Source organism: Chitinivibrionia bacterium (assembly GCA_009779925.1).
Classification (GTDB): Bacteria; Fibrobacterota; Chitinivibrionia; order Chitinivibrionales; family Chitinivibrionaceae; genus WRFX01.
On record WRAZ01000028.1, the window covers coordinates 16,488 to 29,179 of the forward strand.

General features: G+C 41.6%; 12 protein-coding genes. 3 read left to right on the forward strand and 9 right to left on the reverse strand.

The window, feature by feature from the left end:
* The first annotated feature begins 7 nt into the window (after positions 1–7).
* Positions 8–886 (forward strand): HDOD domain-containing protein, encoded by an 879-nt coding sequence (locus FWE23_08150; protein MCL2845405.1) that lies wholly within the window; start codon positions 8–10, stop codon positions 884–886.
* 24 nt (positions 887–910) lie between these two features.
* On the opposite strand, the gene FWE23_08155 is transcribed toward FWE23_08150, so the two are convergent.
* Genes FWE23_08155 through FWE23_08170 form a run of 4 tightly spaced genes read right to left on the reverse strand, consistent with a single transcriptional unit; the run spans position 911 to position 4,393 of the window.
* Positions 911–1,930, reverse strand: coding sequence for a VWA domain-containing protein (locus FWE23_08155; GenBank protein ID MCL2845406.1), 1,020 nt, complete (start codon positions 1,928–1,930; stop codon positions 911–913).
* Complete coding sequence (locus FWE23_08160) at positions 1,930–2,937, reverse strand: VWA domain-containing protein (protein ID MCL2845407.1); 1,008 nt, start codon at positions 2,935–2,937, stop codon at positions 1,930–1,932. The genes FWE23_08155 and FWE23_08160 overlap by 1 nt, the downstream gene beginning before the upstream one ends.
* Entirely contained in the window at positions 2,934–3,539 is a 606-nt protein-coding gene (locus FWE23_08165; GenBank protein ID MCL2845408.1) for a diguanylate cyclase, read from the reverse strand. The genes FWE23_08160 and FWE23_08165 overlap by 4 nt, the downstream gene beginning before the upstream one ends.
* A gap of 59 nt (positions 3,540–3,598) precedes the next feature.
* Positions 3,599–4,393: a hypothetical protein gene (locus tag FWE23_08170; protein MCL2845409.1), complete on the reverse strand. Its 795-nt coding sequence runs from the start codon at positions 4,391–4,393 to the stop codon at positions 3,599–3,601.
* Between the two features lie 183 nt (positions 4,394–4,576).
* Here FWE23_08170 and FWE23_08175 point away from each other — a divergent pair, with 183 nt between their 5' ends.
* Positions 4,577–4,861 carry a hypothetical protein gene (locus FWE23_08175; protein MCL2845410.1) on the forward strand — a complete coding sequence of 95 codons (285 nt, stop codon included), beginning with the start codon at positions 4,577–4,579 and terminating at the stop codon, positions 4,859–4,861.
* On the opposite strand, the gene FWE23_08180 is transcribed toward FWE23_08175, so the two are convergent.
* The 3 genes from FWE23_08180 to FWE23_08190 all read right to left on the reverse strand — a co-directional run bounded on the left by FWE23_08180 (position 4,842) and on the right by FWE23_08190 (position 10,284).
* Positions 4,842–6,566 carry a hypothetical protein gene (locus tag FWE23_08180; GenBank protein ID MCL2845411.1) on the reverse strand — a complete coding sequence of 575 codons (1,725 nt, stop codon included), beginning with the start codon at positions 6,564–6,566 and terminating at the stop codon, positions 4,842–4,844. The genes FWE23_08175 and FWE23_08180 overlap by 20 nt on opposite strands.
* 173 nt (positions 6,567–6,739) lie before the next feature.
* The gene (locus FWE23_08185) at positions 6,740–8,353 is read right to left on the reverse strand and encodes a methyl-accepting chemotaxis protein (GenBank protein MCL2845412.1); all 1,614 of its coding nucleotides are present in this window, start codon (positions 8,351–8,353) and stop codon (positions 6,740–6,742) included.
* A 113-nt stretch (positions 8,354–8,466) separates the two neighbouring features.
* Positions 8,467–10,284, reverse strand: coding sequence for a carboxypeptidase-like regulatory domain-containing protein (locus FWE23_08190; protein MCL2845413.1), 1,818 nt, complete (start codon positions 10,282–10,284; stop codon positions 8,467–8,469).
* Between the two features lie 229 nt (positions 10,285–10,513).
* Between FWE23_08190 and FWE23_08195 the strand changes: the two genes are divergently transcribed.
* A complete protein-coding gene (locus FWE23_08195; protein ID MCL2845414.1) occupies positions 10,514–11,383 on the forward strand; it encodes a hypothetical protein in 870 nt (289 codons plus the stop codon).
* A gap of 120 nt (positions 11,384–11,503) precedes the next feature.
* Here the strand turns inward: FWE23_08195 and FWE23_08200 are convergent, their stop codons facing one another.
* The gene (locus FWE23_08200) at positions 11,504–12,157 is read right to left on the reverse strand and encodes a hypothetical protein (protein MCL2845415.1); all 654 of its coding nucleotides are present in this window, start codon (positions 12,155–12,157) and stop codon (positions 11,504–11,506) included.
* Positions 12,158–12,251: 94 nt separating this feature from the next.
* Complete coding sequence (locus FWE23_08205) at positions 12,252–12,446, reverse strand: hypothetical protein (protein MCL2845416.1); 195 nt, start codon at positions 12,444–12,446, stop codon at positions 12,252–12,254.
* Positions 12,447–12,692 lie beyond the last annotated feature (246 nt).

Below are 12,692 nucleotides of genomic sequence, written 5' to 3' on the forward strand. Positions count from 1 at the left end.
ATAAAATATGGACTTGAAAAAATCAGATAAAATAAAAAACATAGCATCAAAAGTAGCAAATTTGCCAACCTTGCCAACGGTTGTCGCCAAGTTGCTCGACTTGGTGGATAACCCCGCAACACGCACGGAAACGCTTGCTAAACTCATTTCGAGCGACCCATCACTTACGGCGAAAATTCTGAAAACCGCAAATTCCGAGTACTACGGACTTTCGGGCGAAATCTCGACGGTCGATACCGCAATTGTGGTTATGGGATACGCGGCGGTAAAAGAAATGGGGCTTTCACTGACGGTTTTCGACAATTTCAAAAATATCGGCGCGCTTAATCGTTTTGATATGCAAAAACATTGGGAACACAGCGTAGGAGTAGGAATTACCGCAAGAGCGATTGCGCGAACCTATCTGCCCGAAGACGGTGCCGAACTTTTTGTCGCAGGACTTTTGCACGACATAGGAAAAATGATTTTAGCTCAATATATGCCGCAAGATTTTTGCGATGTTTTAGATTTTGCAGAAAAAAACGGGGTAAGTTTTTTTGAGGCGGAGCAAAAAATCTTGGGAGTAATGCACGCAGAAATCGGATATATGATAGCCCAACGTTGGAATTTACCTGAAAAAATCGGCAAAATTATCCGCTATCACCATAATCCGACGGAAGCGCCGCTTAATTTTCGTGCGCAGGCGGCTGTAATAAACGTTGCCGACGCTATTTGCCACTTATCAAAAATCGGGAGCCAAAACCATTTGATTACCCCTGTCCCCTCCTCAGAAGCAATTGCTGTTTTTGACAAAAACTCCACTTTTGACGAAGAAAAAATTGCTGATTTGCAGAAAACGCTATTTGCAGAAATTGCGCTGAACGAAGTGTTGCACTCGCTGTTTTGATTTTTTTAAAGATAAGCCGAAAACTTAAGAAAATCGCCCTTTCCATTCGTTCTTTTTGAATATCGCATCAATAAGAAAAAACTCCAAGAAAAACAAAATCAAAGCTATTAACAGGAAAAGTTGATACTGTTCGTTGAGACGCGCCTGACGAGTTGCTCCGAATTCTCCCTGCTCCATTTCGCGGATTTGACGATAAATTTCGGTTAAATTTAAGTCCACGCCTGCCGAAAAATATCTGCCGCTTCCCGCAATTGCTATTTCTTCAAGCATTCGCGGGTTTAGGCGGGTCATTACTACGTTGCCGGCTCGGTCGCGCATATAGGTTATGCTTCCGCCTTCTCGCCTCATCGGAATTGGTACGCCGCTCTCGGAGCCGACGCCTACCGTGTAGATTACAATTCCGTCTTGCGCGGCTCTCTGAGCTGAGCGAAGTGCGTCGCCGCTTGTTTCTTCGCCGTCTGACAGTATTATCAAAACCTTCGACGCGTTGCTTGGCGTAAATGAACGACGGGCAAGTTCTATTGCGCCCGATATATCTGTGCCCTGCGTGGCTACCCAATCGGTGCTTACCGCGTCAAGATACATTCGTGCAACGCTGTAATCAAGTGTTAGCGGCATTAACATAAACGCCTCGCCCGCAAAAATTATTAAACCCACACGGTCGCTTGAAAACATCTCAAAAAGGTTGGCTATCTCGAACTGCGCGCGCCGTAATCTGTTGGGCGTTATGTCTTCGGCAAGCATACTCTTTGACACGTCAAGCGCAATCATTATGTCCACGCCCACGCGCTCTGTCATTTCGGTTTTCACCCCAAAAAGCGGACGTGCAAGCGCAATTATCAAAAATGAAAACGCAGTCAGAAATATAACGGCTTTGAGAGGACGAAAATTAAATATTTCACGAGGCAAAAGTTTTTGAACGACCTCTTTATCACCAAATTTTTTGCGAAAGTTTTTGCGCGCCGTTGCAATTAAAATGTAAATAATTACAAAAAACGGCAAAAGCAAAAGCGCCCATAAAAATTCGGGTTCGGCAAATCTCATTATGGTATTCTCCTGAAACGTGTTTGTCTTAATATAAATTCAAGAACGAGCAAAACGAAACCCCATATCAAAAACAGGTGAAATCTATCGGTGTAATTTGTGAAAATTCTGCTTTCGACCGTGCTTTTTTCCATTTCGTCTATTATTGCGTAAATTTCTTGCAGTTCTTCGCTATTTTCAGCTCTAAAAAAACTGCCGCCCGAAATTTCGGATATTATTTTCAGCGTTTCTACATCAACGTCGGACTCTATCATTGTTATTTCGGTAGTGATTGCCCCCGTAAATGGGTTTCGCACTCTCATCGGAAACGGAACCATACCTTCTCGCCCGATTGCGATTGTGTGTATGCGAATTCCAAGTTCCGCCGCCGCACGAGCCGCCATAATCGGTGAAATTTCGCCGCGGTTGTTTGCGCCGTCGGTAAGCAAAATAATTATTCGGCTCGGCGACTGACTTGTCCGCAAACGATTTGCCGCAGTTGCAATTGCAGTGCCGATAGCCGTGCCGTCTTCGTCAAGCGAGTCAAAACTTATGTTGGCGATAATTTGACGTAAAAGGTCATAATCAAGAGTAAGCGGGCTCAATGTTATGGCACGAGCGGCATAAATAAGAAGCCCTATTCTGTCGGAATTCCGTCGGTCGATAAACTCTATCATTTGTCTTTTTGCAACTTCCAAACGGTTGTCGGGTTTAAAATCAAGAGCTGCCATACTTCCCGAAATATCCATTGCAACCATTATGTCCACACCTTGCGTGGTTATTTCCTCAAAGGAGCTCCCCTTTTGAGGACGAGCAAGCGCTACAATTAAAAGAGAAAAGCCTGCAATTTTAAGCAAAATAAGCAAGTGCCGCGCCCAAATCGCAAAAGATGGCTTCATTTTTTTTACGTCCGAAAGGTTAGAAAAACGAACCGCGGTTTTGTTGTTTTTTTCCCTGTAAATGTAAAAAACAATTACAGGAATAAGCAAAAGCAGAAGATAAAACGCTTCGAGAGAATAAAATCTCATACGCAAATTCCTTTACCGTTATTTGCGCAATTTGTGCAAACGTTATCTTTTCTTGCGCCGCAGAAACCGTTTTCCGCTTCTTTCAACAAATCTTCAAAAGATGTTTCCAAAGACGGTTTCTCATTTGTGGCAACGCCTATCTGCACGTTGACTACAATATCGTCAACAAAGCCTACGCGCTGAAATTTTTGTTGTTTTATTTCATTGTTTATTCGGTCAGCTATGCGATTTGCGGCTTTTAAGGACGCCGAATACAAAAGAACAGCATACACGCTTCTGCGATACCTGCCCGTTAAGTCAAGCGGACGGCGAACATTTTGAAGTATTATTCCCGATATTTTTGCAAGTATTTCTTCGCAAGCCAAAAGTCCGTATTTATTACACATATCTCCAAAGTCTTCAACATCTACAATTAATGTAGAAATGCACATTTCATCACGAACAGCCTGCTTCCAAACAATGTCCGCCAAAGATAAAAAACTTTCGCTGCTGTAAGCGCCGCAACGCAATTTTGCCAAATCTTTTTTTGAAGATAAAGCGTTAAGCTTTACAATATTGTAAGTCGCCGCAATATTACTTAAAAAATCTCTTATACCCTTCATAATTTAAAACTCCGCCTTTCACCCAATTAAATAATGCTGTGTGTTTTAATTTTTTTATCTTACGTCGATGATAAATTTTCAATCGGACGTGTTCTTTTTACAAATTCCTCAACATCTGCTCGAAGTTTGCGCAATATCTCGACGCTCGGAGTCAGGTCTGCAAACTTTACGGGATCGGTTTCGTTTATGAAATTTTCAATCAGATGCTTGTTTTCTCTGCTCAAATCACCGCTTCTTCTTGCCCACTGCTTAAATTCGGTCGAAGTCGCTTCTTCTATGGATACCTCGTATCTTCGCGATACAAAACGCTTAAGAATTGCCGAAAGCGAAAATACAAACGCCTTGTATTCGCTTTTGCTTATTAAGTCGAAAGAGTCGAGAGCCGAAAGCGCATTCATCGCTTCCTCAAACGGAGGAACCGTTATAATTTGCGCATTTTTGCGGTTTAGATATTTTTTTATCAGCAAAACCAAAAGCACAACAGCGGCAATAATTAACGCCAAAACAAGTATAGTTTCCCAAATCGCCAGTCTTCCCGCCCTCATCGGATTTATTGCTCCGTATTTTGCTAATCTTTTAAGTTGAGCAGAGTCGAGTTGCTCCAAAATTGACGCTACCTGCACCGCAATCGGGTCGGTTTTTAAGGTATCCCGCGCGCCGTCGGGCAGTTGCACTAAAAAACTTAACGGCGGAATTGTACAAACGGGGGCTTCGTAAAGAGACAAAATTATCTGAAATCTTGCTTCAGTCGGCGAAAACACTTCGCGCACGTCCCTAAACCTGACAGCCCCTGCCCATTCCCTCGGATTAAGCAGGGAAAGCGGTTTTACGGCTTCGGGGAAAACAACCGTCATTGTGCACGTTTGTCCGATAACGACACTCTCCTCGCTCAACAAAACCTTTAATGTTTGAGCGTTTGCAAATAATGCGCAAAAAGACAATATTAAGAAAATCTTCTTCATAATGCAAGAAAATAATTTATTGCACTGCGCCAAAAATTATTTTTATGAAAAATATTAAATTTTTAAGGAGAAAAGATGTCTCACAAAGAATTATCGAAAGCCCTTGATGGATTTGTAAGCGTTTTGACCGAACAAGAGTTGGAGCCAATTCGTTTGGATTTAATAAGGATTGAAAACGACCTGAAAGAGGAGTTTGACGAAAACTTTAACGTTCTTAAAGAAGCGATAGAAAATTTGGCGAGTAAAGTTTCGGACGCATTTGCCGAAGGTCTTTCCGAAATAGAAGCCGAATTTATCCAGAGACACGAAGATTTGAGCGTAAGAATTTCAAGATTAGAAACTAAAGCGAATATAGCTTAAGCTGATTTTTTTCTTCTGCCGACAAAACGTTTTTGTCGCTTTCAAATAAAAATATTTTTTGCTCGAAAGCAACTTCGACACTTTTTCCTTGAATTTTGATTTGCGCAACCTTCTGTGTTTTCCTAAAAATAATTGTTGCAAGCATTATTGCTTTTTCTAAACCGTCGCCGCGTGAAAAGTTATATACTTCGTCGGGCTGTGCAAGACGAAAATCTTCTTTATAAATTGAGATATTGTCAAAATTATTAAGAATTTCGTAAATTTCGTCGAGATTTTTATCTTTCAGCGCCTCAAAACAAACGGGATTTCGCTCAAAAGCCGCTTTCATAAACGGCTTTATTCCGCAATGCCTTATATCGCGAAACGCGCTTATCGCCAAATTTGCCGTAGCGTTAGCTTTTGCCTGCAAATAAATTTGCGAAATCAGATTTTCGCGACCGTCTTTTGCGTTTAATGTTATTGGAGTGGTTTCGATAAATTTTTTTGCGTTAATATCGGGTAATTTGGGCTCAATATACGAAAAAGCAATGATATTTTCAGCAAATTCGGTCGGATTTTCTACAATTTTCTGCAATTTTTCTATAAAAAACTGCTTTGTGTTTTCGTCTTTAGGATTAAGTTTGCTTTTTTTCAGCAATTTTTCAAAATCTTCGAGAATAAGACGGTTTTCAATCGGAATTTTGCAGTATTCCACTTCCGAAATCTCACACAAAAGTGCTTTATGCGAGTCTGTTCCTGCTCGGGATTTGCTTTTTTCTTCGCGCTGAAAAACAATTTCGCTTTCTATAAACAAAATTTTGTCTTTATTCTTTAAACAAAACTGAAAATGCTTCTGATATTGCACATTTTCGCGCAGAAAACTTACGAAAACCTCTAAATTTATCTCTGTAATCAAATATTTTTTCAGCGCGGCGCTTGCTTCCTCGTATTTTGCTCTCGGCATTGTTGCGTTTTCATACATTGTATGCACGTATCCAAAATTATTTACGAGCATTGTAATTTTCTCGTTTTCTATTGCCCGACGCGCCTTTGTCGCCTGCTCCGTACCGTTAAACCACATCGTTTTTGTGATAACTCTTCGATTGTTTGTAATAAGCCCGCCTTTTGTTTCAATAAAATTTTGCGAATGAAGCGGCGTTGCAAGCAGGTGAATTTTATCAAGCGGAATTTCGGCGATAACAAAGAGAGCGGCGGCATACAAAGTCGATAATGAAACGCACTCCCCTGCTCCTGTAGAATAATTTTCGCGATACTTAAACGCTTCCATAGCTTCAACAGTTTCGGTTTTCCAATAAGGGATTATGTTGTCGTTGTACTTTTCGAGCCCGAAGTGCTTGCGAATGTCTATATCGAAATAATATTTGTCGCCCTCGTAGCCAAAAAGCGCGTTGCTTTGCGCTAAAATTCCGGTGTCGATAAAATCAGAAAAACGTGCAATTTCGGTCTCTTTTGTAGTAAGTCCCCAAGTATCCAAGTCCAAATTAAAAACAAATTTGTCCATAATAAACTGTTTAACGCGCTGAATTTTTCTATGTTCGTTCATTGACGACAAATCAGAAAACCACGGGTCTTTTTTCCATTCCCAAATAATACTCGACATACAATTAGCAAGCACCAAAGCATATAAAATTTCGGGAAAAATAAAAATTTCCATATCTGAAAGCGTAATCGCGCACGAATGTTTTTCTAATTCTTTATCTATCAAAAATTTTCCTTTTTTCAATATTTTATTTTACAAAATACTATATTGCGCATATCAAGAAACCAGCAAAAAAGGCTTTTTTAACATAAAATACCTTTTTTTTATTTTTTTGCCGCGACAAATCTTGGCGGAGCGTAAGTTATTCCCGCTTCTATATTACAGGCGCTTTTAAATTTTCAACTTTGATACGAAAGCATTAAATTTGTCGGTTTTGCTGAGAATTCGCCTACTTTCGCTCTGGTTTTTTTGGCGTCGTCGCCGTCAACTACGCCTATCAAATCTCCTACCAAGTCGTTCATTATGAACGCCTGCGCGCTCAACTGTTCGGCGCTTAACGCCAATTTTTGGCTTCTGTTTGCGCTCGATTGCGTTATTTCGTCCATATTTGACATAGCGTTATTTACGTGGTCGATACCTTTCGCCTGTTCTTGAGTAGCCGATGTAATTTCGCTTACGATTAACGATATTTTGCTCGACGCCTCGGCGATACTTCCGATTACTTCCGCTGTTTCCTGCGCTAAATTTACGCCTTGCTTACTGCTTTTTTGCGAACTTCTTATGAGACCTGCGGTTTTTTGCGCGCTTTCGGCGCTTCGCATAGCCAAATTTCTGACTTCGGTAGCAACAACGCTGAAGCCCTTACCCGCCGCGCCCGCTCGTTCCGCCTCAATCGACGCGTTAAGAGCCAAAAGTTTTGTCTGGAAAGCAATTCCGTCAATATCTTTTAATATTTGCGCCGTTTCTTCGGTGGATGTTTGGATTTGATCCACCGCTTTCAACAAAGAATTCATCGCCTCTTGTCCGTTGTTTGCTTTGCTCGACGCTTCTTGGGCAAGCCCTTCGGCGCGTTCGGCGTTTTCGGCGGTGCGTTTGGTCATAGTGGTAATATCTTTAAGCGACGACGATATTTCCTGCAAGTTCGACGCTTGTTCCGCCGCGCCCGTCGCCATTTGTTGCGATGTGCTTGTTATTTCGACCGAGGCGTTCCGAACGTGGTCGCTTCCGCCCGAAAGCCCTTTGATTACGGCGGAAATCGGCGATACAATGGTTTGAATGCCGACAACGCTCAATATTTGTCCGATTATTAACGCGCCAACAACCAACGATATCATTAAAATAACGCCGAAAGTAAGCAAATTGTGGGTCAAAGTCGCTCTTTGAGTGGACATCACTATAATTTCGTCGCTAATGGATTCTATGCCGTCGTTTATTGCCCGCAAAGTTATCATCTGCCTTGTAAAAAGTCCGTCGCGGATTTCCAAAAGGCGCAAATATTCCGTCATTGTTTCGGATAAATGACTGCGCACAGCCGTTCTTCTTGCGGTCGCCAACGCTTCAATATCGGCGGAACTAAACGCTTCTCTCAGTTGGGCTTGTCTTGCGGCAATCGCAAATATCGAATCGGAATAAACATTTAACGCCCTGTGTTGATTTGGATAAATATTTTCGAACTTTTCTCTGAATTGCTTAAGCCCCGACGACGTTCTCAGCAAATCTCGGGTCTCCGTAAAATCGCGTTCCAATTGCCTGAATAATTCGTTGCTCGACTGAGCGGTTTGAACGTCGGAACTGATATTATACTCGCGCAACACAGCGCTTAATTCGCTTTTTGTCGCCAGAATATTCTGAGTTGACATAACTGTCGGAAACGCCTGATTTGCCATATAAGCCGTCGCGTCTCTTGCGTTTAACATCTGAGCGGTGGCAGCCACCACGTTAATGATTGAAATAACCTGCAAAGACAGGTTAAGTATTCTGATTTTTGTACCTAATTTTAGATTTTTAAACACGGTGCCCTCCCATAATTCTTAAAAACAATCAAGTAATCAAGGGATAAAATACTATTTGCCTTAAATGCCGAAACAAAAACGCGTTAATTTCTATAATCTTTAATTTTGTTCGTCTAATTTCTCCGAGCTTCTCTTCGCGAACTTCGCCTTGCGCTTCGCCGCGGAGTATCTGCAACAGCCTCTATTCTTGTGGTATCTACTCGAGTTGCGTCCGATACCGCGCCCGCGCCCGTATCTATAATAAGCGCTTTTATTCTTGCGTTTCGTCGAGCGTTGCGGTTTGGATTTCTGCGCGGCGAAGCGTTTGCGGTATCCACTATTCTTACGGCGCTTCTGTTTCTTATCCAAGTCCAGCCAATTCCGAGCGAATATGTCATATTTAATTTAGTCTCGCGTTCTATGCGATAAGGCGGATGCAACATACTTTCCGTATAAATGCCCGAAATCCTGTGCCCGAAAAGCAATCTGTTGGTAATATCGAGATTTCCGCGCCTGCCCAAAAGAACTTTCCAGAACACGCCGCCAAATCCGTAATTATCTTCTTCTCGCTCGGAAATAACAAGTCCAAAATCTTTTATATTCATAACCGAAGACATATATTGATAACCGACGCTTAGTCCGAGCACATTTTTGAATAAACCATCTCTGTTAAACATCCAGCCGAAATTAAAATCGCCGCCGTAAAAATTTGAGCCGAGAGCCCTGTTGGGACCGTATCTTAGATCCATAGAAAAATAAAATCCGCCGCGCCCTATCATACCCAATCCAACGCTTCCGCCCACGCCCGCCGAAGCGCTGCCGATAAGCAATTCGGGACGAACGGAATACATAAGACTGCGACCGCCTCTCGCCACCAAACGGATGGGAGCGGCAGGTTCATGCTCAGTTTCCGCTTCTGCCAAAATAATCGGCTCTTCGACAACCGTCGGCTCAGTATCAGCCATAAAAATCGAAATAGGCGCCCAGTCAAACGCCGCAAGCGAGACAACTCCGTGCTGATGAGGCATATTTCTGTTAAGCGTGAAAGTTTCGCCGTAAGCGTTCTCAAACCAATCGTGCCGCACTCTTATTCGATAATCGCCTTCGGGAACGTGCATAAAAACGTAATTCCCGTACCCGTCGCTGCGAGTACGAGAAACAATCCTGTCGTCCTCCGACAAAAGTTCTATCGATACAATTTCGCCTATCAAATTATTGGCGCGCAAATCCACTTGTCCCGTTATCGTAAACAAGGTGAAAATCTCTTCGGGCGGCGGCAATGCTTCGGGAACAATATTTCTGATAATACGCGGCGCTTCCGGAATTTCTTCTTCGTAAATTTCTTCGGGGGGAAGCTCTATTATTTGTTCAATTTCTATAACATTCCCGTCTGTATCATCGACGTCGTCTTTAATGGAATACCCTTCGCCGACTTCTTCTTCAGCGCCGAAAATCGAGCGAATTTCCGAAATAATATTATCAATCTGAGGCGGACGGACATTGTAATTCAGCGCCTCGTTTATAGCAGGAACGTAAGTTATGGCAGAAGCCGCCACCGACGCAACAAGCGCAATACTTCCCGCTTGCGACAAAACCATAGAAAAGAATTGTCCGAGCATATCGGGAAGGTTCGACAAAAAATCTCCGAATTGATTACCCGCCTCGTTTAACGCTTCTCCTTTTTTGTCCACTTTTTTTCTTAAAACGATATATCGAAACCAGCCGTAAATCGTAGAAGCAAACGAAACCGTTCCGAAAACCGTAGCAATTCCCGGACCTAAAAACGCAATAAAAAGCAGGATAACGTGTTCGATTTCAAAAAATTTGACTAAAATTGCAGATATGGCTACGAGCGCGATTGCAGATATAGAAACAACTGAACAGATATTTCCTATCTTGCTCAATACACTTGCAAATTTTTCTTCTTTTGCCAGAAAACGCCCATTTTTCATAAAGATTTTTCTGCCTTTCACGCTTTGAAACCGTTAAAAATCCAATTTATACTTAAAAAAAGCGCGGAAACACGTTGTTTGTATTCAATAATTATGCCAATGGTTGTTTTTCTTGGTTTTGGGAGATGGAGGAAAGGTAGGGTTGACGTTCATTTTGGCATTTTTCCTCATTTTGTGGTTTTGTTGGCGGGGCAAAACGTATTTTATCCTAATAAATAAGGAGGGAATAATGGAAAAAGAAAATGTGGTAATTGCCAATCCGATATATGATGCGGTGTTCAAACGTCTTATGGAAAATAATAAAATCGCAAGGTTTCTTGTAGGGACGATATTGGATTGTAAAATAGTATCTCTCGAAGCAAGGATTCAAGAGCATACCGATCCCAACAAAAAAAATGGGGCGCTTACTCTTTATCGAAAAGATTTTTCCGCAAAGATACAAGATAAAAACGGTAATACAAAAACAGTGATTATAGAAATACAGAAAGCGGGAAATTTTGGCGACATTCCCCGTTTTAGAGATTATTTAGCCGTAGAATATAAAAGAACGGAATATCCGATTATCGCGATATATATACTCGGATTTAATTTGTCGGTTAATTCTCCTGCATTTGTCGCTTTTCCTGAATGCAAAGATTTGCAGACAAATCAAAAATTAACTGTTCACGACAATTTTGTGGAGCATTTGACACATAAGGCATATTTTGTGCAGACGAAAAGGATTAAGCAAAGTTTGAACACAAAACTTGACGCAGTTTTGTCGATATTTGCCCAAGATAATTTTGCTTCCGAGGATAAAACGACAAAGAGTTTTCCTATGAATTCAGATATTCCCGAAATTCAAAATCTGTTGACTGTTTTACAACACGCCGCGGCGGATGAGAAAGTGCGCAAGGAACTTGAAAAGGAATTGTATTATCAGCGGTATTTAGAGCAAACTTACGGGGAAAAAGATAAGAAAATCGCAGAACAAGCAGAAGAAATCGCAGAACAAGCAGAAGAAATTGCGGAACAAGCCGCGAAACTTGCAGATAAAGATGCCGAAAATGAACATTTGCGCTTGCAAATAGCCGAACTACAAGCAAAATTAGGTAAATAAATAAAAGCCCTCTAAACCACCACCAAAAAGGCAAGCCACAAAACCTTGCCTTTCTCTTTCCCTCCCCCTCGACTACTGCAACCCCCCGCTCGAATTGAAAACACGAGGAGCAATCGCCTGTCAATACACTTTCAAATCGCTGTCTTGGACTTCTACGATATTGCCTTTTAATTTTAAAATTGCCATACCGTATTTTCGGGCGGCTTCTTCGGCGGGTTTGGTGAAAGTAAGTCCTGCTATTCCCAAGTAGAATTTATAATTTGCGTATTTATCAAATATCAGTTTGAAATTTTTTACTTGTTCGTTTAGCAATTTATTTACATCTTTGGTTTCTACCGAATTTTTTACTTCGACTATGCCGATGGAACTTTGATTTATAAGAGTTATGTCGTATTGTCCGAAAATTGTGCCGCCGTTTTTGCCCGGAACGTAGCCCTTAACGTCTTTATCGACAATATCAAAATGGACATTGCCTAAGGTTTTTGTTTCTTTAAGAGTGTTGTAAAAATAATCTTCGGCTATGCGACCTGTGGCATCGTCTATACCGCCAAATTTTATGTTAGTTTCTTTTATACTGTCGAGATATTTTTCCCACTGCTCTGCCTGTAAATTTTCTATGCGCGTAAGATTGGCGGTGCTTTCCGCCTGCAATTTCTTAACTTCAGCAAAACCCTTTAAGTTCTCTGCCTGCTGTTCCCTTATCTCAGCAAAACCTTTCATAGTGTCCGCCATTGCCGCTCTGATTGCAGCCATTTCTTCTTGCCATTTTTCCATATCCCACCTCGATTATTCAAGTTTTCATATCATTTATACATATAATATACATTCCGCCACCCCCGAACAAGCAAAAAATCTTTTGCCCCCTCGACTACTGCAACCCCCCGCTCGAATTGAAAACACGAGGAGCAATCGCTTCTCTGTCATTGGTCTGCGAAACAAACTGCCCAAGCGCAAGCGCAGAGTTAAACATTGGAATATGGGGAGCAAAATTGCCTGCAAGCACCACCACTCCAATCGTATTACGGTTGCCTGTTATTTCGCCGCCGTTCATAATGAAAGTCATAAATAATCAACCTCTCCCCACAGCCACATCTCCAAGATGGAGAGGGGGCTGTGGGGACGTTCATTTTTGCATTTTTCTTGTTTTTATGGTTTTGACGGTGGTGCAAATAGTATTTTCCTCTAGATAGGAGGTAAATATGGAAAAATTTGAAAAATATCTTGACCCGAAAAACGATTTGTTGTTCAAAAAGGTTTTTGGGACACATAAAAATTTGTGCATAAGTTTGCTCAATTCCTTAATGAAATT

Excerpts from the sequence above, each read along its gene's own strand:
- FWE23_08150 (MCL2845405.1), top strand. The coding sequence starts at position 8 with ATGGACTTGAAAAAATCAGATAAAATAAAAAACATAGCATCAAAAGTA.
- FWE23_08155 (MCL2845406.1), bottom strand. The coding sequence starts at position 1,930 with ATGAGATTTGCCGAACCCGAATTTTTATGGGCGCTTTTGCTTTTGCCG.
- FWE23_08160 (MCL2845407.1), bottom strand. The coding sequence starts at position 2,937 with ATGAGATTTTATTCTCTCGAAGCGTTTTATCTTCTGCTTTTGCTTATT.
- FWE23_08165 (MCL2845408.1), bottom strand. The coding sequence starts at position 3,539 with ATGAAGGGTATAAGAGATTTTTTAAGTAATATTGCGGCGACTTACAAT.
- FWE23_08170 (MCL2845409.1), bottom strand. The coding sequence starts at position 4,393 with ATGACGGTTGTTTTCCCCGAAGCCGTAAAACCGCTTTCCCTGCTTAAT.
- FWE23_08175 (MCL2845410.1), top strand. The coding sequence starts at position 4,577 with ATGTCTCACAAAGAATTATCGAAAGCCCTTGATGGATTTGTAAGCGTT.
- FWE23_08190 (MCL2845413.1), bottom strand. The coding sequence starts at position 10,284 with ATGAAAAATGGGCGTTTTCTGGCAAAAGAAGAAAAATTTGCAAGTGTA.
- FWE23_08195 (MCL2845414.1), top strand. The coding sequence starts at position 10,514 with ATGGAAAAAGAAAATGTGGTAATTGCCAATCCGATATATGATGCGGTG.
- FWE23_08200 (MCL2845415.1), bottom strand. The coding sequence starts at position 12,157 with ATGGAAAAATGGCAAGAAGAAATGGCTGCAATCAGAGCGGCAATGGCG.
- FWE23_08205 (MCL2845416.1), bottom strand. The coding sequence starts at position 12,446 with ATGACTTTCATTATGAACGGCGGCGAAATAACAGGCAACCGTAATACG.